This is a genomic window from Streptomyces sp. NPDC096323, from assembly GCF_040302845.1.
Taxonomy (GTDB): domain Bacteria; phylum Actinomycetota; class Actinomycetes; order Streptomycetales; family Streptomycetaceae; genus Streptomyces.
In genome coordinates this window covers 152,613-177,503 of record NZ_JBEOSI010000006.1, presented here as the reverse complement: position 1 = coordinate 177,503, position 24,891 = coordinate 152,613, and the positions used below count along the sequence as shown (strand labels likewise).

The window sequence follows — 24,891 nt, the reverse complement described above, 5'->3', positions numbered from 1 at the left end:
ACCCCGTGGCGACGAAATCCGGCACCGTACGCACCGCACCCAGGACCTCCTTCGTCCGGGAGCGATTCAGCGTCTTCTCCGAATGTCTGCTCACCGGCGTGTGGATCACCGTCGCCGCGCTGCCCCTGGTGACGTTCCCCGCGGCGTTCGCCGCGGGGAGCCGGCACCTGCGCCGGTATCTGGCCGGTGAGGCGGGCGGGGTGCGGGAGTTCGCCGCCGATGTACGGGAGGCGTTCCGCAGCGGGTGGCGGATCTCCCTGCTGTGGTGGGCGGCGCTCGCGCTGCTCGCCTTCGACTGGCAGGTCGCCCGGTCGGGCCTGCTGCCTGGCGGCCGTCCGCTCATCGCCGTGAGCCTGCTCGGCCTGCCGGCCGTCGCCGTCTGGGGACTGCGTACGGCCGCCGCCTGGCGGCCCGGCACCCCCTGGGCGCAGACCGCGCGGACCGCCGGCCGCCGCACCTTCACCGACCCGGCCGGATCACTGCTGCTCGTCGGCGGATTCGTCGCCCTGGCCCTCACCGCCTGGCAGATCCCGCCGCTCGCCGCACCCGCCCTCGGCGCTCTCGCCGCCGCGGCGGTCGCCGCCGACCGCCGCTGACCCGGCGGCCCGGACCCACCTACCGCACTCTCCCCACCACGCGTCAGCGTGCGATCAGTCATGCCCATTTTCGCCACGAATTGGAGTCGTGATGTCCCCGATCCCCCGCCGCACCGTCCTCAAGGCAGCCGCCGTCGCCGGTGCGGCCAGCACCTTCTCCTGGGTGCTGAACGACACCGTTCAGCAGGCTTCCGCCGCCACCGGGAAGGCCGATGAAGGGCCCGTCGAGATCGGCTGGCTCGAGGAGGACGGCCTCGGCGCCGCCCCCGGATCCACCTTCGGCGTCCCCTGGGCCAAGGGGCGCTACCCAGCCGACCAGAAGTTCGCCCTCGCCACCGCCGACGGCAAGGACATCCCCGTCCAGACCTGGGCCACCGCCAAGTGGCCCGACGGCTCCCTGAAGTGGACCGCCCACGCGGTCGGCCCCGAGGCCGGTGCCGCCAAGAAGTTCACCCTCACCACCGGCGAGCCCGCCACCGCCGCCCACAAGGTCACCGTCAAGAACAGCGGCGGCTCGATCACCGTCTCCACCGGCGTCATCACCGCGAAGATCGGCAAGACGGGCTCCTCGCTCGTCACCTCCCTCACCCGCGGCTCCACCGAGATCGCCAAGGACGGACGCCTCGTCCTCATCCGCCAGGGCGAGATCGAGGACGGCGACCAGGGGCAGGAGAAGTACGAACGCTTCGAGAGCGCCATCAGCAGGACCGAGGTCGAACAGAGCGGCCCCGTCCGCGCCGTCGTCCGCATCGACGGCAAGCACCGCCACGGCAACCGCTCGTGGCTCCCGTTCTCCGTCCGGCTCTACTTCTACGCGGGCGCCGAATCGTTCCGCATGATGCACACCATCACCTTCGACGGCACCCAGGAACCCGGCAAGGCGAGCGGCGACTTCATCCGCGGCCTCGGCGTCCGCTTCACCGTCCCCATGCGCGACGAGACGTACGACCGCCACATCCGCATCGGCGGCGACGAGAGCGGCATGCTCCGCGAAGCCGTCAAGGGCATCACCGGACTGCGCCGCGACCCGGGAGCCGCCGTCCAGGCCGCCCAGTTCGAAGGCACGAAACTGCCCGACCCGGCCACCTGGGACCAGCGCGTCACCACCCGCCTCCCGCTCATCCCCACCTGGGGCGACTACACCCTCAGCCAGCTCTCCGCCGACGGCTTCTCCCTGCGCAAGCGCACCAAGAAGGGCCACGGCTGGATCGCCGCAGGCGGCGGACGACGCGCCTCCGGCTTCGGTTACGTGGGCGGCGCGAGCGGCGGCCTCTCCTTCGGGCTGCGCGACTTCTGGGAGAAGTTCCCCGCCCAGCTCGACATCCGCGGCGCCGACACCGACGCCGCCGAAGTCACCCTCTGGCTCTGGTCGCCCGAGGCCGAACCGATGGACCTGCGCTTCTATCACGACGGCCTCGGCCAGGACACCTTCGCCGAACAGCTCGAAGGCCTCAACATCACCTACGAGGACTACGAGCCCGGCTTCGGCACCCCCTACGGCATCGCACGCACCAGCGAACTCGTCTTCTGGGCCAACGACTCCACCCCCAGCGCCGAGGCCCTCGCCCAGCAGACCCGCACCGTGCGCACCCTCCCACAGCTCGTCGCCCCGCCGTCCCAGCTCATCGGCGCGGGCGTCTTCGGCGGACTCTTCTCCCCGGTCGACCGCTCCACCCCGGCCAGGGCGAAGATCGAGGACCACCTGGACTTCCTGTTCACGTACTACAAGGACCAGGTCGAGATGCGCCGCTGGTACGGCTTCTGGGACTACGGCGACATCATGCACTCCTACGACCCCGCCCGGCACCAGTGGCGCTACGACGTCGGCGGCTACGCCTGGGACAACTCCGAGCTCTCGCCCGACCTCTGGCTCTGGTACGCCTACCTGCGCTCGGGCCGCGCCGACATCTTCCGCTTCGCCGAGGCCATGACCCGTCACACCGGCGAGGTCGACGTCTACCACCTCGGCGAATGGGCCGGCCTCGGCACCCGCCACGGCGTCCAGCACTACGCCGACAGCGCCAAGCAGCAGCGCATCGCCAACACCACCTACCGGCGCTTCTACTACTTCCTCACCGCGGACGAACGCGTCGGTGACCTGATGCGCGCCAACGTCGACTCCGACGAGACCTTCCTCGGCCTCGACCCGCTCCGCAAGATCCGCACCGAGCCCTACACCCCCGACCGGCACGCCCTGTCCGTCGGCTTCGGCACCGACTGGAGCGGACTCGTCTCCGCCTGGCTCACCGAATGGGAACGCGGCGGACCGCAGGCCGAGAAGGCGAAGGCCCGGGTGCTCGGCACCATGGAGACCATCGCCGCCCAGCCCAACGGATTCGTCCAGGGCAGCGGCCTCTACGACCTGGACACCGGCAAGTTCGCCGTCGCCACCCAACCCGTCGTCAGCGTCTCCCACCTGTCCGGCGTCTTCGGCCTCAATGAACTGTGCGCCGAACTCATCGGCCTGATCGACATGCCGAAGTTCAAGGAGGCGTACCTCGACTACTGCCGCTACTTCAACGCCACCAAGGCCGAACAGACCGCCCGTTACGGCTCCAACTTCGGCAGCCTGCTCCTCTTCCAGGGCCACTCCCGCATGGACGCGTACGCCGCCGTGCAGACGGGCGACGCGAAGCTCGCCGCCCGTGCCTGGGAGAAGTTCTACAACAGCGACGGCTACAAGGAATCCGCCCCCTGGAAGACCGAGAAGGTGAGCGGCCCGGTCACCACCGTCCCGGGCAGCGAGGCCAACTGGGTCTACACCAACGACACCGCGCTGTACGGACTCGCCGCCATCGAGAACCTCGCGCTGGTCGGCGACCACATGCCGGCCTGAGGCCCCTGAGGGCGCCCCGGGCCGGCATGCGGGTCACCGCATCCGGCCCAGGGCGTCCCGCAGCCGCCGGGCCTCACGCAGCCGCTTCTCATACGTCGCCCCCACCGCGAGCAGCAGCACCCCGGCCAGCGCCGGCGCCACCCAGCGCGGCATCGCACCCACCACCTGCACGACATACGGCGCCAGCTCGTGCAGCGCGTCCAGCGCCAGCACCGCACCGCCCAGCACCAGCAGTGCCTGGAGCCGCAGCCGCGCCCCCAGCAGCGTGCTCACCAGCGCCGCCGCACCCAGCAGCAACGGCCGCAGCCAGTACGCGTCGGTCCAGGCGGCGACGAGCGCCGGCACCAGCGTCACCGCCAGACCCGCCCCGTACGCCGTCCACGACGACGCCGACGGATCGCGACGACGGCGCAGCACACCGATCACCAGCGCCGGCACGGTCACCGGCAGCGTGTACGCCTCCGGCGACGACACCCCGGACGCCGACAGCCGCACCCACGACGCCAGGACGAACAGCGCCGTGGCCAGACAGCCCGCCACCTGCCGCCGCTCCGGACGCAGCGCCGTACCCGCCGCCAGTACGCCGCACAGGGCCAGCACCAGAGCCAGGAACGCCGGGTCGCCCAGCGCCGCCACGACCGCGGCGATCCCCGCCGCCGCGCCGGCCAGTTCGAGCGGCAGCGCCACCGGGCGGCCCTTCAGCCGCGCGCCCAGCCCGGCCGTCACCGCGGGGACGACGAGCAGGACCGGCGCCGCCTCGTACAACGCCAGACCCAGCGACGCACCGAAGGCGGCCGCGAGCACCGCCGCACAGATCACCGCCGCGCACGCCACCACCGCCTGCACCGTCACCACCACCGGCGAACGCGACGGGTCCCCCGGTGCCTCCAACGCCACCGCGGCGCCCGCGAACAGCAGCAACAGCACCCCGAACACCGCATAGGTGGCCGGCTCCGAACCCAGCGCCAGCAACGCCACACCCATCGCACCGGCCGACCCGCACACCCACGCGGTCAGCGCCGCCCCCGAAGGACCCCGGCGCAGCGCGGCCACCGCACCGGCGAGAACCCCCGCGACCAGCACCGTCTGCGACGCGACAGCCGCCGCGTACGAGGCGTCCAGCGCGGGCGGCAGCACCGTGAGCCCCGCCCAGCCGGCCGCCACCGCCGAGGCGCCGACGGCCGTGCGCCACCCGGGCCCGGGCGACAGCACCGGACCGGCCCACCGCACCACGCCCTCCCACGACCGGAACGCCGCCCCGAGCGCCACGGCCACCGACAGCAGCACCACCGGAGCCGCCGCCATGTCCTGCCACGGCAGCTCCGCGGCCCCCACCGCTGCCCGGATCCCGTCCTCGGGCGCCCCCGACCACAGCCGGCCCAGCTGAGCCACCGGACCCACCAGCACCACCGCCACCGGGGCGGCCGCGAACAGTACCGCCGCGGCCGCCACCGAACCCGCCGCCCACACCAGACCCCGCCCGGCCGGACGCCCCAGCGGAGCCCGTACACCCAGCAGAACCAGCCCGCCGCACACCAGATACACCTGCACCGCCCAGGCGTCGGGCACCCCCGCCGCCACGACACCGCCCACCGCCGCGACCGCGGCCAGTCCCGCCACCGCACCCGCGGCCACCGCGAGCGCCACCGGAGCCCGACGGGCCCCCGCCAGAGCGATCACCGCACCGGCCAGGAGCAGCGCCCCCGGCGCCACCGCACCCGCCGGGCCCCCGGCCGACAGCGACTGCACCAGAGCCACCAGCAGACCCGCACCGCCCGTGACACAGAGACCGGCACAGGCGGTGACCCGCACCGCGACTCCCTTGCACCACACCGCGATCGCGCAGTCCAGCGCCGCCGTCGCCAGCAGCGCTACCGCGAACACCAGAGCGCCCGCCTCCCCGGCCCACGCCCACAGCACCAGCGGCAGCTGCGCGCCGGCCACGGCCAGCGGCAGCGGCAGCCGCAACCGGCCCACCAGCAGACCGTAGGCCGCCCAGAGCACCGCCAGCACGGCCGAGGCGCCGGCCGCGTACCCGGCACCCGAGTCCGGAACAGCGACCAGATACAGGGCGAGGGCGTCCAGCACCATCAGCACCGACGCCAGGCCCGCGAGGGCCTCCGCCGTCGAGGACAGACCCCGCCGCAGGAGCACCGCGGGCGCACTCAGCGCCGCGACCGTGACCGCGGTCAGGACCGCCGAACGCCCGCCGATCCCCATCTGCCCCCAGCTCACCAGGGTGAACGCGATCGCGGCGATCGTCAGCAGCAGACCGCCGAGGGTGAGCAGCACATTCTGCGCACTACGGGTGCGGACCGGGGGAACGGGCGGCGCGCCCCAGACACGGGGCGGCGTGACCGGCGCGGGGCCGGGCGCCTGCAGCACGCTCAGCAGCCAGGCGCGGCGGGTCAGCAGCTGGGACCGGCGCAGATCGAGCCGGGCGAGCTCACGGTCGAGGAGGACCAGTTCCTCGGCGGGTGGCGGCAGATGTTCCATACGGGCGAGTGTGGTGCGGGCCACGCGAAGGGGCATGCGCACGGGTACTCAGATCCCCGGCTGAGTACGCATCCTGGAGCCATGGACTGGAGCCACTACCGATTCGTCAGCACCTGGGAGCTCCCCGCCCCGCCCCGGGCCGTCTACGCCCACCTCGAACGCGTCGAGCACTACCCGCGATGGTGGCCCCAGGTCCGCGAGGTCACCCGCGTCGACGAGTCCTCCGGAACCGCCCGGATCCGCTCCCTCCTCCCGTACGACCTCGTCGTCACCCTGCGCGCACGCCGCCACGACGTGCCCGGCGGCGTCCTCGAGGTGACCCTCACCGGCGACCTCGACGGCTGGGCGCGCTGGACCGTCGTCCCGCATGGCGCCGGGAGCCGTGCCACGTACGAGCAGGAGGTCGTGGTGCGCCGCGGCCTGATGCGGGTCCTCGCCGTGCCGGGACGGCCCCTGTTCCGGGCCAATCACGCCCTGATGATGCGGGCCGGACGGCGCGGCCTCGCGGCCCGGCTGGAAGCGGTTTGAACCACACCCGCCGAGCCCTGTATGGTTCAACCCGTTCCCGGGCGATTAGCTCAGTGGGAGAGCGCTTCGTTCACACCGAAGAGGTCACTGGTTCGAAACCAGTATCGCCCACCCCGGGAGAGGCCGGTCCGTCAGCATCACCGACGGACCGGCCTTCGCGTGTCCGGACGCGAAGACCGTGACTCCGCGCTCACGCCGCGGCGCGCAGCTCCGGACGCAGCGGCCAGGCCGGATCCACCGTCTCCGGCGTCCCGCTCTTGGCGAACCAGGCCTGCAGACCGCGCGCCTGCGCCGCGTGCCACACCGCCTGGAGCGTGTGCAGCTCCGCCGGGGACAGCCGCTCCAGCCGGGCCGCGAACCGCCGCCCCACCGCCCGGACCAGCTCCAGCGACGCCGCCGCATCGGCTGCCGCGTCATGCGCTCCGTCCAGCACCACCCCGTACAGCTCGCAGAGGTCCGTGAGCGTGCGGCGTCCCTTGCGGTAGCGGTCCAGGTGCTTGTCGAGCACCCGCGGATCCAGGACGCACAGCGAGGCGTTCTGCAGATAGCCGGCGAGCGACGACGCCCGGTGCCGCCTCAACTCCCGGTCCAGCAGCGTCAGATCGAACGGCGCGTTCATCACGACCAGCGGCCGGCCCGCCGCGCTCTGCTCGGCCAGCGCCCTCGCTATCTCCTCGACCACCGGCGCGGGCCACCGCCCGTTGCGCTGGAGGTGGTCGTCCGTCAGGCCGTGGATCTCCGTCGCCCCCACGGGCACCGGAATTCCCGGATTCACCAGCCAGCGGGTGACACGCGCCCGCCCGCCGGCACTGTCCTGGACGACGAGCGCGGCCGAAACGATCCGGTCCCGTTCGACGTCCACGCCCGTCGTCTCGGTGTCGAAAGCGGCCAGCGGCCCCTCATACCAATGAGTCATCCCCGAACTCCTCGCGCCCCGGCGGCAGATGAGGTGATTCCTCTGCCCGGTTCGGTGATACCCGCACCCTTTGCCTGATACGCCGTTTGAGGGCCGCCCAGTGCGGTGACAACACAGGTGACGGGGGCGGACGTTGACATGCCGCCCCGTCCAACTCACCCATCGGCACAGCCCGGAAGGCCTACGGAGCCATGGCGCTCGCGCAGCCCGAACCGAGCGGGCTGCTGCCCCAGCGGACCGCACCGCTGCGCGGCGCACTCGCCACCACCGCCTGCATGGAGACCCTCCAGGTGGGCTATCTGCACGCGGTCGCGGCCGCCGCGGGGTGCTCCCTGTCGCAGCCCTTCCCGGACAACGGCATCGACTGGCACGTCAGCCACGGAGCCCCCGGCCACGTCGTCGACGACGAGGTGACCATCAAGGTCCAGCTGAAGTGCACCTACCAGATACCGCCCCGCCCACCCGGCCCGACGTTCGCCTTCACCCTCGACAACGCCCACCTCGTGAAGCTCGCCCGGACCCCCGTGTCCGTGCACAAGATCCTCGTCGTGATGCTCGTGCCCCGCAGCCAGGACGACTGGCTGCGTGCCGGGCACGACCGCCTCGACCTGCGGCACTGCTGTTACTGGACCAACCTGGCCGGTCACGCCGTGACCGGCCGGCACCGGACCACCGTGCGGATCCCGACCTCGCGCATCTTCGACGACCGAGCGCTCTGCGAGATCATGACCCGTGTCGGGGCGGGAGGGAGACCCTGATGCACCGGCCGATGGACGAGTCCGTCCACGAAGTGTTCCCGTCAGCCGTACGATCCCACCCCGCCGAACAGGCGGGCCCCTGGCCCACCGGCTCACCGGCCGGGGCTCTGCCCGATCCCGCCCGCGTCGACCCCGCGGTCCTCGGCGCCCTGCTCGCCCGGCACGGCTGGCAGCGGCGCGGCGGAGCGGCCGGCCGCTACAGCCGCTGGACCCCGCCAGAACCGTCCGGCACCGCCACCAGCCTGCTCGTGCCGGACACCACCGCGTTCCCCGACAGCGAGGACCTGCTGGGCGAGGCACTGACCGCCCTGGCCCGCAGCGCGGCACCCTCCGCCCGCGAGATCCTGGTCTCCCTCGCCGTCCCCAGCGACGAGATCCGCTGGTGGCGCGACGTGCCCGAACCGGCCGCCGGAGCCGCCGGGGCGGCCAACTGGACCCGGGCGGAGCAGCTGCACGGCTCCGCCCGGCAGATCCTGCTGGCCGGAGCGCTCGCCGTCCGCGGCCGGGCCGGCTACCACGGCGCCCGCCACCGCCGCCGCGCCCTCGCGACGCTCGGCTCCATCCTCATCGGACCCGCACCCGGCGGCCGCGAGCTCACCGCGTTCGTCCCCGTCGAAGCGGGCCGTCCCGTCGCCGTACGGCTCTATCAGGCCCTTCACGCCTGCCGGGAGGCGGTCGACTACCAACGGGCCACCGGCGGCATGGAGGCCTTCGACACCGCCGTCGAGGCGGGCGTCAGCCGGGAACTGACCGAGGCGGTCATCGCGCTCGTCCGGGGATCGGAGGGGGCCGGGATCGCCCTGGAATGGGCGCCCTCCGCGGGCGTCCCCGACGGCTGCCCCGTACGCCCCGAACCCGTCGAGTTCTCCCCGGGCGACCTGCCGGCCCTGCGCCTGGCCGGGGCCCGCTACCTCCAGGAAGAGCCCGCGGTGACGGTACGGATCACCGGCGCGGTCGTGCGCCTGCGCCGCTCGGGGCCGCGCGGGGCCGGAATCGTACGGCTGCGGGTCCTGGCGGGCGCCGAGGTGCCGCACGTACGGCTGGAACTCGACGAGGAGGCCTACCGGATAGCGGGCCAGGCCCACCTCGTGGGGCTGCCCATACGGGTGGAGGGCAGGCTGGAGAGCCGGGGCGGTTTCCGGCGGCTGACCAGGGCCTCGCAGGTGGTTCCGGTGCAGGTCGACGAGGAGGAACGGGACCGGCTGATGAAGTCGCTCCAGGAGAACGTCGACTATTTCGAGGAGGCCTGCGCGGGGGAGTAGCGGGGCGCAGGTGGCCCATTTCGCTAAGGGGGCGGTCGGCTCGGTACGATTCCCCATTGTGCCCACCATAGAAATGTGGGTAGTCCCCTCAGTCAGGAGAGACCGGTGTCAGACGTCCGTGTGACCATCCAACGCGATTCCGAGCGGGAAGAGCGCGTGGTGACGACGGGCACTACGGCAGCCGAGCTCTTCCCCGGCGAGCGCACCGTCGTCGCCGCCCGCATCGCCGGTGAACTGAAGGACCTCGCGTACGTCGTCTCCGACGGCGAGACCGTCGAGCCCGTCCTGATCTCGTCCGAGGACGGCCTCAACATCCTGCGGCACTCCACCGCGCACGTGATGGCCCAGGCCGTGCAGGAGCTCCACCCCGAGGCCAAGCTCGGCATCGGCCCGCCGGTCAAGGACGGCTTCTACTACGACTTCGACGTCGAGAAGCCGTTCACGCCCGAGGACCTCAAGGCCATCGAGAAGAAGATGCAGGAGATCCAGAAGCGGGGCCAGAAGTTCTCCCGCCGGGTCGTGACGGACGAGGCGGCCCGCGAGGAGCTCGCCGACGAGCCGTACAAGCTGGAGCTCATCGGCATCAAGGGCTCCGCCTCCTCGGACGACGGCGCGGACGTCGAGGTGGGCGGCGGCGAGCTGACCATCTACGACAACCTCGACCCGAAGACCGGCGAGCTGTGCTGGAAGGACCTCTGCCGCGGCCCCCACCTGCCGACCACCCGGTTCATCCCGGCGTTCAAGCTGATGCGGAACGCGGCGGCGTACTGGCGGGGCAGCGAGCGCAATCCCATGCTCCAGCGCATCTACGGCACCGCCTGGCCGACCAAGGACGAGCTGAAGGCGCACCTGGAGTTCCTGGAGGAGGCCGCCAAGCGGGACCACCGCAAGCTCGGCAACGAGCTGGACCTGTTCTCCTTCCCCGACGAGATCGGTCCCGGCCTCGCCGTCTTCCACCCCAAGGGCGGCGTCATCCGCCGGGCCATGGAGGACTACTCGCGGCGCCGCCACGAGGAGGAGGGCTACGAGTTCGTCTACTCGCCGCACGCCACCAAGGGCAAGCTCTTCGAGAAGTCCGGTCACCTGGACTGGTACGCCGACGGCATGTACCCGCCCATGCAGCTCGACGACGGGGTGGACTACTACCTCAAGCCGATGAACTGCCCGATGCACAACCTGATCTTCGACGCCCGCGGCCGCTCTTACCGTGAACTGCCCCTGAGGTTGTTCGAGTTCGGCACGGTGTATCGGTACGAGAAGTCGGGCGTCGTGCACGGCCTGACCCGCTCGCGCGGCTTCACGCAGGACGACGCGCACATCTACTGCACCAAGGAGCAGATGGCGGAGGAGCTGGACCGGACGCTCACCTTCGTCCTGAACCTGCTCCGCGACTACGGGCTGACGGACTTCTACCTGGAGCTGTCCACCAAGGACCCCGAGAAGTTCGTCGGGTCGGACGAGGCGTGGGAAGAGGCCACGGCGACGCTGCAGCAGGTCGCCGAGAAGCAGGGTCTGCCCCTCGTCCCGGACCCGGGCGGCGCCGCGTTCTACGGCCCGAAGATCTCGGTGCAGTGCAAGGACGCCATCGGCCGGACCTGGCAGATGTCGACCGTGCAACTCGACTTCAACCTGCCGGAGCGCTTCGACCTGGAGTACACGGGTCCCGACGGCACCAAGCAGCGCCCGGTCATGATCCACCGCGCCCTGTTCGGCTCCATCGAGCGCTTCTTCGCGGTGCTGCTCGAGCACTACGCGGGTGCGTTCCCGGTGTGGCTGGCGCCCGTCCAGGCGGTCGGCATCCCGATCGGCGACGCGCACATCCCGTACCTCCAGGAGTTCGCGGCGGAGGCGCGGAAGAAGGGGCTGCGCATCGACGTGGACGCTTCCTCGGACCGCATGCAGAAGAAGATCAGGAACCATCAGAAGGCCAAGGTGCCGTTCATGATCATCGTCGGTGACGAGGACATGAACGCGGGCACGGTGTCGTTCCGGTACCGCGACGGCTCGCAGGAGAACGGCATCGCCCGTGACGAAGCGATCGCCAAGCTCGTTGATGTGGTGGAGCGTCGCGAGCAGGTGTGATGCGTTCCCCGCGTGAGCGGGGATGGCCCGATGCAGGAGATTCAGAGCCGGGGTCAGAGGTTCTGCTCCCCGCGCAAGCGGGGCTGGGCCCCCGGTGAGCTACCCGCTCGCCGGGGGCCGTTTCTCGTCCTCCCTGCGGAACACCTGAATCAGCCACGACGAGAACGAACCCGTCACCGCCCCCAGCAGCGCCAGCCCGCAGGCCATCAGGAACGCCGCGACCACCCGGCCCCACGGCGTCACCGGCACGGCGTCCCCGTACCCCACCGTCGTGAGCGTCGCGCAGGCCCACCAGACCGCGTCGCCGAAGGTCCGGATCGAGGCGCCCGGCGCGTCGTGCTCCTGGTGGTAGACCGCGAGGGCCGCCGAGAAGCCGAGCAGCAGTGCCGTCAGGCCCGCATACGACATCACCCGTGCGTACAGGCTCAGCCGCGGCTCGTCGCGGCGTTGCTGGATGGCCGAGTAGACCTTGACCAGCCGCAACGGGCGCAGCAGTGGCAGCAGGAGCACGAGCGTGTCGAGCCAGTGGGTCCGGACGAAGCGGTGGCCCAGGCCGCTGAGGCGGATGCGTACGGCGTAGTCGACGACGAAGAGGAGCCAGGTGGCGGCGACCAGGGCGAGGGAGATGTCGTGCCACGGGTCGGCGTCGTGCGGGCCGAGGACGCGGACCGCGTAGCCGAGCAGGAAGAGCAGCGAGGCGGCGAACAGCGGTACCTCGGTGCGCTGCTCCCAGTGGGTGAGAGTGGGCGAGGGGCGGGCCGGGGTGCGGTCGCTCATCGGCCCAGCATCGCGCCGGGGGACGGGATCGGCCCCGGCGACACGCTTCGCAGGGGGGACGCCATATGCTGATCGGCATGACGAGTGAGCCGGAGCAGCAGATCGGAGTGGGAACGCCCGATGCGTTCCAGCGCCTGTGGACGCCCCACCGGATGGCGTACATCCAGGGCGAGAACAAGCCGACCGGCCCGGAGGCAGGCGACGGCTGTCCGTTCTGTGAGATCCCCTCGAAGTCGGACGAGGACGGGCTCGTCGTCGCGCGCGGCGAGAAGGTCTACGCCGTGCTGAATCTGTACCCGTACAACGGCGGTCATCTGATGGTGGTGCCGTACCGGCATGTCGCGGACTACACCGAGCTGGACGGTCCGGAGACGCTGGAGCTCGCCGATTTCACCAAGCGTGCGATGACCGCGCTGCGTGCGGCGTCGGGGGCGCACGGTTTTAACATCGGGATGAATCAGGGTGCGGTTGCCGGTGCGGGTATTGCCGCGCATCTGCATCAGCATCTGGTGCCCCGATGGGGTGGGGACACGAACTTCATGCCGGTGGTGGGTCACACCAAGGTGCTGCCGCAACTGTTGGCCGACACCCGGAAGATGCTGGCCGGCGTCTGGCCGGCTGCCTGATCTTCACGCTCATTGTGCGGGGCACGCTCATCGTGCGGGGCGCTCCGGATCTTTCCGGAGCGCCCCGCACGCGTATGTGCTGTGTGGGTTACGCCTCGTACAGGTCGGCCTTGCGCGGGGTGGGGTCCTGGATGAGTCCGCTCAGTATCGTCGAGCGGTTGTCGAAGCGTTCCGTGTCGACGCCGTTTTCCTCCAGGACCTTCAGGACGGCGCTGTGCACGACGCGCAGGACGGGCGTGGCGGCGCGCATCGCGTCGTCGGCCATGAAGCGGTGGCGCCACGGCTTCTCGGCCCAGGCGTGTCGCAGTCCGAAGGGTTCCGGCAGGGCGATCTTGCCGCCGAGGTAGTCGAGTATCGGCGGGTACCAGGTGAAGGGGGCGCGCAGGGCTAGGCGGACGACCTCCTTCGATTCGACGAGTGCGAGGGTGATGTCGCGGGTCTCCCAGAACTTGACGGTCTTGTTGACGGTCTTCTTCTTGGCGGCGGGCTTGCTGGTGAACAGGGAGTGGACCGGTCCGAGCGCGTGTCCGGTGACCTCGATGCGCAGGGTCTCGTACAGGACCGTGACGGTGATCATCATGGTGATGACCAGCTGGCCGTCCCACAGGGTGAACTGGACGCCCAGGTAGTGGCGGTCGCCGCCGCCGAACTGCTGGTGGTTGCAGATCCGCTGTATCTCGTGGGGTTTGACCTGGAAGGTGGCGACGTCCTCGCCCTCGGGGCGGGACACCTCGTCGGCGTTCTCACCGACGGGTGACACGATCCAGTGGGTGACGGAGGGCTTGGGGAATCCGCCGGTGTTCAGCGGGCCGCGCTCCATCATCTTGAGCTGGTCGTGGATGACGCGTATCAGGTCCCAGCTGCGGAACTGGTGGAATTCCTTGCCGGGTTCCTTGGGGACGAGGTCCTCGGCGAGCTGCCAGCTGCCCCAGCGGGTGCCCATGCCGAGGATACCCTTGGGGCCGGCGTAGAAGACGGAGTTGGACTGCTGCTCGGCGGCGAGCTTCTCCAGGCCCTGGCGGAGTGCCTCGCGTGCGGTCTCGTTGGGGTTCTTCGGCACGGCTTCGGGGATCTTGGCGATGACGCCGCCGCCGGAGAGCAGGCCCTCCCAGCGGGCGCGCATGTCCTTGGCGGAGGTCTCGGCGATCCGTTTGGCGATCAGCCAGCCGATGACGGGGGCCACGACCATCGCGCGCAGGTACAGCCCGAGGAGCCCGGTGAGGGGCATTTTGACGAGGAAGAACAGGGCGGCGATGCCGAAGACGGGGAGCAGGGCGTTGCCGACGGTGGCGAGGACCTTGTCCTTGGTGTTGCCGAGGCCGTCGCGCAGGCGGAAAGCGATGACCCACAGCAGCATTCCGGGCAGGAAGGCGAAGCCGAACAGGGCGGTGACGGCAGTGAGTTTGGTGTCGCGGGCCTTGCGGAGGCGGGTCGCGGAGAGGCAGTGCTCGACGACGGTCTGCGGGTCGCTGCCGAAGGACTGGATGAGGGCCTTCCGCGCACCGCCCAGCATGCGTTCCTGGACGGCGCGGGCGAAGGCCTCGCCGAGGTTGGGCTTGAAGTAGTCGGACTTGAAGAGCTTGGAACGTCCTGCCTTCACTTCGGACTTGTGCCACTCGCTGTTGGCTTTGAGGATGTCCTCCACCGGGCTGTCGCGGTACGCGGCGGAGGCGAGGGCGTTGGTCGCCACCGCCGCTCCCGCCGAGCCCTGGAGCGGAATCTGCGCTCCGGGAGAGAAATCGAATCCGTTGCTGGCCACTGTCGCCCCCACTCGCCACCGAGGAACCGCTCCTGCGGCTGTTTCCCAACTGCCGGGTCCGGCACACTTTCTGACCTGGCAGCACAGCGTATCGTCCGGATCGGTACCCCGTCCGGCCCTGTGGACAACGCCGGCCGGACGACGGCTCTATGTTCCTTTCGTGCCGTTGTCCTGCTGTGCGTGGAGGCGGTCGGCGAGTTGTGGGGGCATGGCCTCGTGGCGGGCGTAGGAGCGGTCGAAGCGGCCGGTTCCGTGGGACAGGGAGCGCAGGTCGACCGCGTAGCGTCCGATCTCCAGTTCCGGCACCTCGGCCCGTACGAGGGTGCGTCCGGCGCCCGACTGTTCGGTGCCGGTCACCCGGCCTCGGCGGCCGGAGAGATCGCTCATCACCGGGCCGACGTAGTCGTCGGGGACCAGGACGCGGACTTCGGCGACGGGTTCCAGGAGCCGGATACGGGCGTCGCCCGCGGCCTCGCGCAGGGCCAGGGCGCCCGCGGTCTGGAAGGCGGCGTCGGAGGAGTCCACGGAGTGGGACTTGCCGTCCCGCAGCGTGACGCGCACGTCGACCAGCGGATGTCCGCCGCTGAGGCCGCGGGCGGCCTGGGCGCGGACGCCCTTCTCGACGGACGGGATGAACTGGCGGGGCACCGATCCGCCGACCACCTGGTCGACGAACTCGATGCCGGAGCCCGCCGGCAGCGGCTCGACGTCGATCTCGCAGATGGCGTACTGGCCGTGGCCGCCGGACTGTTTGACGTGGCGGCCGCGTCCGGTGGACGGTCCGGCGAACGTCTCGCGCAGGGCGACGCGGTGGGGTACGGCGTCGACCTGAACGCCGTAGCGGGTGCGCAGACGGTCCAGCGCCACGTCCAGGTGGGCTTCGCCGAGACCCCACAGGACGACCTGGTGGGTGTCCGGGTTCTGTTCCAGGCGCATGGTCGGGTCCTCGGCGACGAGGCGCGCGAGGCCCTGGGAGAGCTTGTCCTCGTCGGCTTTGCCGTGCGCCTCGATGGCGAGCGGCAGCAGCGGGTCGGGCCTCGTCCACGGTTCCATCAGCAGGGCATGGTCCGGCGCGGACAGGGTGTCGCCGGTCTCCGCGGTGTCCAGCCGGGCGACGCAGGCGAGATCGCCGGCAATGCAGGCGGTGAGCGGCCGTTGTTGTCTGCCGAAGGGCGAGGAGAGGGCGCCGACGCGGATCTCGGCCTCGTGCAGGGGCCGGGCCTCGTGGCCGGGGTCGACGAGTCCGTGGCCGGAAACGTGCACCGTGTCGTCGGGGCGCAGCGTGCCGGAGAAGACGCGTACGAGCGAGAGCCGGCCGACGTAGGGGTCGGAGGCCGTCTTGACGACTTCGGCGGCCAGAGGGCCCTGCGGGTCGCAGTCCAGGGCGGGGAGCGAGGCGCCGTGCAGGGTGGTCACGGCGGGCAGGGGGCGTTCGAGCGGGGTGGGGAAGCCGCCGGTGATCAGGTCGAGGAGTTCGACGGTGCCGATGCCGTCGCGGGCGCCGTCGGCGGCGGGGGCGGCGGTGAGGACGGGGTGGAAGGTGCCGCGGGCGACCGCGCGTTCGAGGTCGTCGACGAGTGTCCGGATGTCTATGTCGGCGCCGCCGAGGTAGCGGTCCATCAGGGTCTCGTCCTCGCTCTCGGCGATGATCCCCTCGATCAGACGGCTGCGGGCGTCGGCCAGCGGCGCCTGCTGGGACTCGGCGGGCGGGCGCTCCTGCCGTTCGCCGCCGGAGTAGTCGAGGATCCGCTGCGAGAGCAGTCCGGTGAGCCCGGTCAGCGGGGCGTGTCCGTCGGCGGCCTCGGGGCCGTACACCGGCAGGTAGAGGGGGAGTACGGCGTCGGGGTCGTCGCCGCCGAAGATCTCGCCGCAGATCCGGGTCATCGCGTCGAAGGAGGTGCGGGCGGTGTCCAGGTGGGTGACGACGATGGCGCGCGGCATGCCGACGGCCGCGCACTCCTCCCAGACGGCGCGGGTGGTGCCGGCGACGGCGTCGGCCTCCTGGGCGGCCGAGACGACGAAGAGGGCCGCGTCCGCCGCGCGCAGACCGGCCCTGAGTTCCCCGACGAAGTCGGCGTATCCGGGGCTGTCCAGCAGGTTGATCTTGATCCCGTCCCAGGTGACGGGGACGAGGGAGAGTGATACGGAGCGTTGTCGGAGCTGTTCGATCCCGTCGTGGTCGGAGACCGTGGTGCCGTCCTCGACCCGGCCCGCCCGGTTGACCGCGCCCGCGGTCTGTGCCAGGGCCTCGACGAGGGTGGTCTTGCCGGAGCCGCTGTGGCCGACCAGTACCACGTTCCTTATGGCGGAGGGGTGGCCGGCCGCCGTTACTCCTCCGGCGGCTCCGGTGTGCGTGTGTGCCTTGTCGCCCATGACGCGTGCCTCCCGGGTGGATGGCGCCTGGCGGAGGGCCCGCCGGCGCGGGATGGGGAGCGGTCGCACGGGTACGGGGAGCCGCCGCGGCGGCTACGACGACGCCCGCGGTACTTCCGAGCTTTCCACTCCGTCCGGGCCGCGTCCATACGCCGTACCCCGCGGCGGCGGGGTACGGGCGTCGCGTGGCGGCGGACCGAAGGCCCTGCCCAGGGTGCCCGTACGGTGGAGCGCCTCGCGCGTGACTACGATGGGCCAGGAGGGTGCTGAAGCCCCGGCCGGGCCCGCGGTGTCCGGCACGCACATCTGCGGCGTTGCCGAAGTGTCCCTCATGGCTCTGCCATGGGGAGGCTCCGGCGCATCGCAGCCGCACGCACCGGACACCGCATTCCGTGTCCGGCCGGACGTTCAGCGCCCTCGAGCCGGTGGCCGACGGGGTCATGCGGCCCACCGACCCTCGGGAAGGCCATGCTGAACAAGTACGCGCGTGCATTCTTTACGCGTGTCCTCACGCCGTTCGCCGCACTGCTGCTCCGTCTGGGCGTGAGTCCCGACGCGGTCACTCTGATCGGCACGGCCGGGGTGATGGCAGGTGCGCTGGTCTTCTTCCCGATGGGTGAGTTCTTCTGGGGCACGATCGTCATCACGATCTTCGTCTTCTCCGATCTCGTCGACGGCAACATGGCGCGGCAGGCGGGCATCTCCAGCCGCTGGGGCGCGTTCCTCGACTCGACGCTCGACCGGGTCGCCGACGGGGCGATCTTCGCCGGTTTCGCGCTCTGGTACGCGGGCAGCGGCGACGACAACGTCCTGTGCGCGGTCTCGATCTTCTGCCTGGCGAGCGGTCAGGTGGTCTCGTACACCAAGGCGCGCGGTGAGTCGATCGGGCTGCCGGTGGCGGTGAACGGGCTCGTGGAGCGTGCCGAGCGCCTGGTGATCTCGTTGGTGGCCGCCGGTCTCGCGGGGCTCCACGGGTTCGGTGTGCCGGGCATCCAGGTCCTCCTGCCGATCGCCCTGTGGATCGTCGCCGCGGGGAGCCTGGTGACGCTGGTGCAGCGGGTCGTGACCGTGCGCCGTGAGTCCGCCGAGGCCGACGCGGCCGCCGCGGTGCCGGCCGCGCCGGACCGGGGGAGCGAGGCCGCGCAGTGAGCGGTGAGCCCGGGGAGACGAAGCCCGGTGCCGGTGAACGGCTGAGCGACGCGTTGTACGGGCTGGGCTGGGCCGCGGTCAAGAAGCTCCCCGAACCGGCCGCGCGGGCGCTCTTCAGGACCCTGGCCGACCAGGTGTGGAAGCGGCGCGGCAAGAGCGTGCTGCGGCTGGAGTCGAATCTGGCGCGGGTCGTGCCGGACGCGAGCCCGGCCCGGCTGGCGGCCCTGTCCAAGGCGGGGATGCGCTCGTACATGCGCTACTGGATGGAGTCGTTCCGGCTGCCCACCTGGACCCCGGAGCGGATCAAGGCGTCCATCGACGTGACGGACGCGCACCGGCTGACCGAGGGCCTCGACGCCGGGCGCGGCGTCGTCCTCGCGCTGCCGCACCTGGGTAACTGGGACCTGGCGGGGGCGTGGGTCACCACCGATCTGAAGGTCCCGTTCACGACCGTCGCCGAGCGGCTCAAGCCGGAATCGCTCTACGACCGGTTCGTCGCCTACCGCGAGGGCCTGGGCATGGAGGTGCTCGCCCACAACGGCGGCACCGCGTTCGGGACGCTGGCGCGCCGGCTGCGCGAGGGTGGCCTCGTCTGCCTGGTCGCCGACCGCGACCTGTCGGCCTCTGGCGTCGAGGTGACGTTTTTCGGGGACACGGCCCGGATGCCGGCGGGACCGGCCCTCCTGGCCCAGCAGACCGGTGCGCTGCTGCTTCCCGTCACCCTCTCGTACGACGACACGCCGGTGATGAAGGCGCGGATCCATCCGCCCGTCGAGGTACCCGGCACAGGTGACCGTGCCGGAAAGACGTCCGTGATGACACAGGCCCTGGCCGACGCGTTCGCCCTGGGCATCGCCGAGCACCCGGAGGACTGGCACATGCTGCAGCGGCTCTGGCTCGCCGACCTCGAACCCGGCGCGGCCTGATCCGGACGAGAGGCCCCAGGGCCTTTCGATTCCGTTCGAGTCATGCCGGGCTCGCGGGGTCTGGCACGCTCGGTCGCCTCGCACCTGCACGCACTCCCCGATCCGGCCCGACCGAACGAAAGGCCCCGGCAGTGAAGATCGGCATCGTCTGCCCGTACTCCTGGGACGTACCGGGCGGCGTCCAGTTCCACATCCGTGACCTGGCCGAACATCTGATCCGGCTCGGCCACCACGTCTCCGTGCTGGCCCCGGCCGACGACGAGACGCCGCTGCCGCCGTACGTGGTCTCCGCGGGCCGGGCCGTGCCCGTCCCGTACAACGGCTCCGTCGCCCGGCTGAACTTCGGCTTCCTGTCCGCGGCCCGGGTACGGCGGTGGCTGAACGACGGCGCGTTCGACGTGATCCACATCCATGAGCCGACCTCGCCGTCGCTGGGACTCCTGGCCTGCTGGGCCGCGCAGGGTCCGATCGTCGCCACGTTCCACACGTCCAATCCGCGCTCGCGGGCGATGATCGCCGCCTATCCGATCCTCCAGCCGGCGCTGGAGAAGATCAGCGCGCGCATCGCGGTCAGCGAGTACGCGCGCCGGACCCTCGTCGAGCACCTGGGCGGCGACGCGGTCGTCATCCCCAACGGGGTGGACGTCGGGTTCTTCGACGCGGCCGAGCCCAGGCCCGAGTGGCAGGGGGGCACGATCGGCTTCATCGGACGCATCGACGAGCCCCGAAAGGGCCTGCCCGTCCTGATGCGGGCCCTGCCCGCGATCCTCGCGGCACGCCCGGACACCCGGCTGCTCGTGGCGGGCCGGGGAGACGAGGAGGAGGCCGTCGCCTCGCTGCCGGAGGAGATGCGCGCACGCGTCGAGTTCCTCGGCATGGTGAGCGACGAGGACAAGGCGCGGCTGCTGCGCAGCGTCGACGTGTACGTCGCGCCCAACACGGGAGGCGAGAGCTTCGGCATCATCCTCGTCGAGGCCATGTCGGCGGGCGCACCGGTCCTGGCCAGCGACCTGGACGCGTTCGCGCAGGTCCTGGACCAGGGCGCGGCGGGGGAGCTGTTCGCGAACGAGGACGCCGACGCCCTGGCCGGGGCGGCGGTCCGCCTGCTCGGCGACCCGGACCGGCGCGCGGAACTCGGCGCGCGCGGAACCGCGCATGTGCGGCGCTTCGACTGGTCCACGGTCGGGGCGGACATCCTCGGGGTGTACGAGACGGTGGCGGACGGGGCCGCCTCAGTGGCGACGGACGAACGCACAGGGCTGCGGGCGCGGTTCGGGCTGGCCCGGGACTGAGCCGGTGCCGGCCCCCTCGGACGGTGATCCCGCCGGCCGGGAGGGCCGGGGCGTGGCGGCTCCCCGGTAGCCTTGCCGCCCGTGACCCAAACCCTCATCTGGACCGTCGTCGTGCTCATCGCGATCGGCCTGTATCTCAGCTGGACCGCGGGTCGTCTCGACCGGCTGCACACCCGCATCGACGCGGCCCGCGCCGCCCTCGACGCCCAACTCCTGCGCCGCGCCTCGGTCACCCAGGAACTCGCCACGTCCGGCGTCCTCGACCCGGCGGCCTCCATCGTTCTGTACGAGGCAGCCCACGCCGCCCGCCAGTCGGAGGAGGAGCACCGCGAGGTCGCCGAGAGCGAGCTGAGCACCGCTCTGCGCGCGGTGTTCGGCGAGCCGGTCCAGGTCGAGGCGGTGAAGGAGATCCCGGGCGGCGAAGAGGCCGCGTCGGAGCTGGCCGCGGCCGTACGCCGGGTCCCGATGGCGCGCAGGTTCCACAACGACGCGGTGCGGGCGGCGCGTGCGCTGCGCCGCCACCGCACGGTGCGCTGGTTCCGGCTGGCAGGCCACGCCCCCTTCCCGCTGGCCTTCGAGATGGACGACGAGCCACCGGTGGCCCTCGCGGACCGCCCGGGCAGCTGACGCCGGGGACCGGCTGGGCCCTGTGCCCCGGGCCAAAACGATCCACCGGCCTTCCATTGGCCCTTGCTGTGGACTGGTGTCGCAGCGTTTGCTCAGCAGTGCATCAGTGCAGTGCAGCTCAGCAGTGCATGAGTGCAGCGCATCAGTTCAGTCCGCAGGCTCAGCACCCTTTTTCTCCGAGTGAGGTCGCCCCGTGTCCACGAATCCCGCCACCCCCCAGTCCGCAGACGCCCCCGCCACCGGCACCGCCCGCGTCAAGCGCGGCATGGCCGAGCAGCTCAAGGGCGGCGTGATCATGGACGTCGTCAACGCCGAGCAGGCGAAGATCGCCGAGGACGCGGGCGCCGTGGCCGTCATGGCCCTGGAGCGGGTGCCGGCCGACATCCGCAAGGACGGCGGCGTGGCCCGGATGTCGGACCCGAACATGATCGAGGAGATCATCGAGTCCGTCTCCATCCCGGTGATGGCGAAGTCCCGCATCGGACACTTCGTCGAGGCCCAGGTCCTGCAGTCCCTCGGTGTCGACTACATCGACGAGTCCGAGGTCCTCACCCCGGCCGACGAGGTCAACCACAGCGACAAGTTCGCGTTCACCACCCCGTTCGTCTGCGGTGCCACCAACCTGGGCGAGGCCCTGCGCCGCATCGCCGAGGGTGCGGCCATGATCCGCTCGAAGGGCGAGGCAGGCACCGGCAACGTCGTCGAGGCCGTCCGTCACCTGCGCCAGATCAAGAACGAGATCGCCCGCCTGCGCGGCTACGACAACAACGAGCTGTACGCCGCCGCCAAGGACCTCCGTGCCCCGTACGAGCTGGTCAAGGAGGTCGCCGAGCTGGGCAAGCTGCCCGTCGTCCTCTTCTCCGCAGGTGGCGTCGCCACCCCGGCCGACGCCGCGCTGATGCGCCAGCTCGGTGCCGAGGGCGTCTTCGTCGGCTCCGGCATCTTCAAGTCCGGCGACCCGGCCAAGCGCGCCGCCGCCATCGTGAAGGCCACCACCTTCTACGACGACCCGAAGATCATCGCGGACGCCTCCCGCAACCTGGGCGAGGCCATGGTCGGCATCAACTGCGACACGCTGCCCGAGACCGAGCGCTACGCCAACCGCGGCTGGTAGTCACTGATGAGCGACACCCCTGTGATCGGTGTCCTGGCTCTCCAGGGCGACGTACGGGAACACCTGATCGCCCTGGCCTCGGCGGACGCCCTGGCCAGGCCGGTCCGGCGTCCCGAGGAACTCGCCGAGGTCGACGGCCTGGTCATCCCGGGCGGCGAGTCCACCACGATGTCCAAGCTGGCCGTCCTGTTCGGCATGCTGGAGCCCCTGCGCGAGCGGGTGCGGGCGGGGATGCCCGTCTACGGCACCTGTGCCGGGATGATCCTGCTCGCCGACAAGATCCTCGACCCGCGCTCGGGCCAGGAGACCGTTGGCGGCATCGACATGATCGTGCGGCGTAACGCTTTCGGGCGGCAGAACGAGTCGTTCGAGGCGGCCGTCGAGGTCGCCGGAATCGACGACGGCCCTGTCGAAGGCGTCTTCATCCGGGCCCCCTGGGTCGAATCCGTGGGCGCCCGGGCCGAGGTGGTGGCCGAGCACGGCGGGCACATCGTGGCGGTACGGCAGGGAAACGCCCTTGCCACGTCATTCCACCCGGAACTGACCGGCGACCACCGGGTTCACGCGTACTTCGTCGACATGGTGCGCGCGGTCGGCTGACTCGACCCCGGTAGGATCTCTCGGGTTCGTACGGATTTTGGTGACGCGAAGGAGAAGGCAGATGTCCGGCCACTCTAAATGGGCTACGACGAAGCACAAGAAGGCCGTGATTGACGCCAAGCGCGGCAAGCTCTTCGCGAAGATGATCAAGAACATCGAGGTCGCGGCCCGCACCGGCGGTGCCGATGTGTCCGGGAACCCGACCCTCTTCGACGCCATCCAGAAGGCGAAGAAGAGCTCGGTCCCGAACAAGAACATCGACTCGGCGGTCAAGCGCGGCGCCGGCCTCGAGGCCGGTGGCGCCGACTACGAGACGATCATGTACGAGGGCTACGGCCCGAACGGTGTCGCCGTGCTCATCGAGTGCCTCACCGACAACCGCAACCGTGCCGCGTCCGACGTCCGCGTCGCCATGACCCGCAACGGCGGTTCGATGGCCGACCCGGGCTCGGTCTCGTACCTGTTCAACCGCAAGGGCGTCGTGATCGTCCCCAAGGGTGAGCTCACCGAGGACGACGTCCTGGGCGCGGTGCTCGACGCCGGCGCCGAGGAGGTCAACGACCTCGGTGACACGTTCGAGGTCCTCAGCGAGGCCACCGACATGGTCGCGGTCCGCACCGCGCTCCAGGAGGCGGGCATCGACTACGACTCGGCCGAGGCCAACTTCGTCCCGACCATGCAGGTCGAGCTGGAGGAAGAGGGCGCCCGCAAGATCTTCAAGCTGATCGACGCGCTGGAGGACAGCGACGACGTGCAGAACGTCTTCGCCAACTTCGACGTCTCCGACGAGGTCATGGAGAAGGTCGACGCCTGAGAGGCCGCCGGGCGACCGGCGCCGCTCTCTGTGGACGGGCCGACGGGGACACACCCCGTCGGCCCGTCGCATTGTCAGTGCGAGCCGATAGCCTGCCGGAACAGTTGACCGATCGGCAGAGAGGGGGCGAGACGTGCGGGTACTCGGCGTGGACCCCGGGCTCACGCGCTGCGGCGTCGGAGTCGTCGAAGGCGTCGCCGGCCGGCCCCTGACGATGCTCGGGGTGGGCGTCGTGCGCACGGCGGCCGACGCGGAGCTCGGTCACCGGCTGGTAGCCATTGAGCGCGGCATCGAGCAGTGGCTCGACGAACACCGGCCCGAATTCGTCGCCGTCGAGCGCGTGTTCGCCCAGCACAACGTGCGTACGGTGATGGGCACCGCCCAGGCCAGCGCGGTCGCCATGCTCTGCGCGTCCCGTCGCGGCATCCCGGTCGCCCTGCACACGCCCAGCGAGGTCAAGGCCGCCGTCACCGGCAGCGGACGCGCGGACAAGGCCCAGGTCGGCGCCATGGTCACCCGGCTCCTGCGCCTGGACGCCCCGCCGAAGCCGGCGGACGCGGCCGACGCCCTCGCCCTCGCCATCTGCCACATCTGGCGCGCCCCCGCGCTCAACCGCCTCCAGCAAGCACACGCGGCCGCCGCAGCGGCTGCCCGCACCCCGCGCGTCCCGCGCACCGCAGCAGCAGTTCCCGTCCGGAAGGTCCCCCGATGATCGCCTTCGTCACCGGCCCCGTCGCCGCGCTCGCCCCGACCACGGCCGTGATCGAGGTCGGCGGCATCGGCATGGCCGTCCAGTGCGCACCGAACACCCTCGCCGGCCTCCGCGTCGGCAAGGAGGCGAGGCTCGCCACCTCCCTCGTCGTACGGGAGGACTCGCTGACGCTCTACGGCTTCGCCGACGACGACGAACGGCAGATCTTCGAGCTCCTTCAGACCGCCAGCGGCGTCGGACCCCGGCTCGCCCAGGCCATGCTCGCCACGCACAGCCCGGACGCCCTGCGCATCGCCGTGGCCACCGGTGACGAGAAGGCGCTCACCGCCGTGTCCGGCATCGGCAAGAAGGGCGCCCAGAAACTCCTGCTCGAACTGAAGGACAGACTCGGCGAGCCCGTCGGCGCCCACATCGGCCAGCAGGGCATCGGCACCCCGGTCTCCGCCGCCTGGCGCGACCAGCTCCAGGCCGCCCTGATCGGCCTCGGCTACGCCACCCGCGAGGCCGACGAAGCGGTGAGCGCCGTGGCACCCCAGGCGGAAGCGGCGCTCGCCCAGGGCGCCCAGCCGCCCGTGCCGCAACTGCTGCGCGCCGCCCTGCAGACCCTCAACCGCACGCGCTGAGCGGACCCGGGCACCACCCCTGACG

21 protein-coding genes and 1 tRNA gene are annotated in these 24,891 nt (G+C 71.4%); 17 read left to right on the top strand and 5 right to left on the bottom strand.

All coding sequences use genetic code 11. The annotated features are described in order from the left end of the window. The first annotated feature begins 5 nt into the window (after positions 1-5). Positions 6-596 (top strand): hypothetical protein, encoded by a 591-nt coding sequence (locus ABTX18_RS18370; RefSeq protein ID WP_352123742.1) that lies wholly within the window; start codon positions 6-8, stop codon positions 594-596. Between the two features lie 91 nt (positions 597-687). Further along, complete coding sequence (locus ABTX18_RS18365) at positions 688-3,432, top strand: exo-rhamnogalacturonan lyase family protein (RefSeq protein WP_352123741.1); 2,745 nt, start codon at positions 688-690, stop codon at positions 3,430-3,432. A gap of 33 nt (positions 3,433-3,465) precedes the next feature. On the opposite strand, the gene ABTX18_RS18360 is transcribed toward ABTX18_RS18365, so the two are convergent. Next, the gene (locus tag ABTX18_RS18360; RefSeq protein WP_352123740.1) at positions 3,466-5,928 is read right to left on the bottom strand and encodes an SCO7613 C-terminal domain-containing membrane protein; all 2,463 of its coding nucleotides are present in this window, start codon (positions 5,926-5,928) and stop codon (positions 3,466-3,468) included. 81 nt (positions 5,929-6,009) lie between these two features. Between ABTX18_RS18360 and ABTX18_RS18355 the strand changes: the two genes are divergently transcribed. Together ABTX18_RS18355 and ABTX18_RS18350 are read left to right on the top strand one after the other, a co-directional pair. Next, positions 6,010-6,456 carry an SRPBCC family protein gene (locus tag ABTX18_RS18355; protein ID WP_352123739.1) on the top strand — a complete coding sequence of 149 codons (447 nt, stop codon included), beginning with the start codon at positions 6,010-6,012 and terminating at the stop codon, positions 6,454-6,456. A gap of 39 nt (positions 6,457-6,495) precedes the next feature. Then, positions 6,496-6,567: transfer RNA gene (locus ABTX18_RS18350), tRNA-Val, on the top strand. A 79-nt stretch (positions 6,568-6,646) separates the two neighbouring features. Here ABTX18_RS18350 and ABTX18_RS18345 read toward each other — a convergent pair. Next, positions 6,647-7,372, bottom strand: a complete 726-nt coding sequence (locus ABTX18_RS18345) for a 3'-5' exonuclease (protein WP_352123738.1) — start codon at positions 7,370-7,372, stop codon at positions 6,647-6,649. A 191-nt stretch (positions 7,373-7,563) separates the two neighbouring features. Between ABTX18_RS18345 and ABTX18_RS18340 the strand changes: the two genes are divergently transcribed. The 3 genes from ABTX18_RS18340 to thrS all read left to right on the top strand — a co-directional run bounded on the left by ABTX18_RS18340 (position 7,564) and on the right by thrS (position 11,474). After that, positions 7,564-8,130: a DUF4365 domain-containing protein gene (locus ABTX18_RS18340; RefSeq protein ID WP_148016276.1), complete on the top strand. Its 567-nt coding sequence runs from the start codon at positions 7,564-7,566 to the stop codon at positions 8,128-8,130. Further along, complete coding sequence (locus tag ABTX18_RS18335) at positions 8,130-9,392, top strand: hypothetical protein (RefSeq protein ID WP_352123737.1); 1,263 nt, start codon at positions 8,130-8,132, stop codon at positions 9,390-9,392. Before ABTX18_RS18340 ends, ABTX18_RS18335 begins: the two co-directional genes overlap by 1 nt. Positions 9,393-9,497: 105 nt before the next feature. Continuing rightward, positions 9,498-11,474, top strand: a complete 1,977-nt coding sequence (gene thrS, locus ABTX18_RS18330) for a threonine--tRNA ligase (protein WP_352123736.1) — start codon at positions 9,498-9,500, stop codon at positions 11,472-11,474. Positions 11,475-11,573: 99 nt separating this feature from the next. Here the strand turns inward: thrS and ABTX18_RS18325 are convergent, their stop codons facing one another. Beyond that, positions 11,574-12,251 (bottom strand): potassium channel family protein, encoded by a 678-nt coding sequence (locus tag ABTX18_RS18325; RefSeq protein WP_352123735.1) that lies wholly within the window; start codon positions 12,249-12,251, stop codon positions 11,574-11,576. Positions 12,252-12,316: 65 nt separating this feature from the next. Between ABTX18_RS18325 and ABTX18_RS18320 the strand changes: the two genes are divergently transcribed. Further along, entirely contained in the window at positions 12,317-12,877 is a 561-nt protein-coding gene (locus ABTX18_RS18320) for an HIT family protein (RefSeq protein ID WP_352123734.1), read from the top strand. A gap of 88 nt (positions 12,878-12,965) precedes the next feature. Here the strand turns inward: ABTX18_RS18320 and ABTX18_RS18315 are convergent, their stop codons facing one another. Next, on the bottom strand, positions 12,966-14,636 hold the full coding sequence (locus ABTX18_RS18315; RefSeq protein WP_352123733.1) for an AbeC-like domain-containing protein: 1,671 nt from the start codon (positions 14,634-14,636) through the stop codon (positions 12,966-12,968). A gap of 147 nt (positions 14,637-14,783) precedes the next feature. After that, a complete protein-coding gene (locus tag ABTX18_RS18310) occupies positions 14,784-17,009 on the bottom strand; it encodes an elongation factor G-like protein EF-G2 (protein WP_352123732.1) in 2,226 nt (741 codons plus the stop codon). Positions 17,010-17,477: 468 nt separating this feature from the next. Here ABTX18_RS18310 and pgsA point away from each other — a divergent pair, with 468 nt between their 5' ends. The 9 genes from pgsA to ruvA all read left to right on the top strand — a co-directional run bounded on the left by pgsA (position 17,478) and on the right by ruvA (position 24,866). After that, the gene (gene pgsA, locus ABTX18_RS18305) at positions 17,478-18,158 is read left to right on the top strand and encodes a phosphatidylinositol phosphate synthase (protein WP_352123731.1); all 681 of its coding nucleotides are present in this window, start codon (positions 17,478-17,480) and stop codon (positions 18,156-18,158) included. Further along, positions 18,155-19,084: a phosphatidylinositol mannoside acyltransferase gene (locus ABTX18_RS18300; protein ID WP_352123730.1), complete on the top strand. Its 930-nt coding sequence runs from the start codon at positions 18,155-18,157 to the stop codon at positions 19,082-19,084. The genes pgsA and ABTX18_RS18300 overlap by 4 nt, the downstream gene beginning before the upstream one ends. A 131-nt stretch (positions 19,085-19,215) precedes the next feature. Beyond that, positions 19,216-20,376: a glycosyltransferase family 4 protein gene (locus ABTX18_RS18295; protein ID WP_352123729.1), complete on the top strand. Its 1,161-nt coding sequence runs from the start codon at positions 19,216-19,218 to the stop codon at positions 20,374-20,376. An 81-nt stretch (positions 20,377-20,457) separates the two neighbouring features. Next, positions 20,458-21,003 (top strand): LemA family protein, encoded by a 546-nt coding sequence (locus ABTX18_RS18290; RefSeq protein ID WP_352123728.1) that lies wholly within the window; start codon positions 20,458-20,460, stop codon positions 21,001-21,003. A 193-nt stretch (positions 21,004-21,196) separates the two neighbouring features. Beyond that, on the top strand, positions 21,197-22,117 hold the full coding sequence (pdxS, locus tag ABTX18_RS18285; RefSeq protein ID WP_136327462.1) for a pyridoxal 5'-phosphate synthase lyase subunit PdxS: 921 nt from the start codon (positions 21,197-21,199) through the stop codon (positions 22,115-22,117). 6 nt (positions 22,118-22,123) lie between these two features. Continuing rightward, positions 22,124-22,717, top strand: coding sequence for a pyridoxal 5'-phosphate synthase glutaminase subunit PdxT (pdxT, locus tag ABTX18_RS18280; RefSeq protein ID WP_352123727.1), 594 nt, complete (start codon positions 22,124-22,126; stop codon positions 22,715-22,717). A gap of 61 nt (positions 22,718-22,778) precedes the next feature. Then, positions 22,779-23,531, top strand: coding sequence for a YebC/PmpR family DNA-binding transcriptional regulator (locus ABTX18_RS18275; RefSeq protein WP_136327460.1), 753 nt, complete (start codon positions 22,779-22,781; stop codon positions 23,529-23,531). A gap of 133 nt (positions 23,532-23,664) precedes the next feature. Then, entirely contained in the window at positions 23,665-24,243 is a 579-nt protein-coding gene (ruvC, locus tag ABTX18_RS18270; protein ID WP_352123726.1) for a crossover junction endodeoxyribonuclease RuvC, read from the top strand. Beyond that, positions 24,240-24,866, top strand: coding sequence for a Holliday junction branch migration protein RuvA (ruvA, locus tag ABTX18_RS18265; RefSeq protein WP_352123725.1), 627 nt, complete (start codon positions 24,240-24,242; stop codon positions 24,864-24,866). Before ruvC ends, ruvA begins: the two co-directional genes overlap by 4 nt. Positions 24,867-24,891 lie beyond the last annotated feature (25 nt).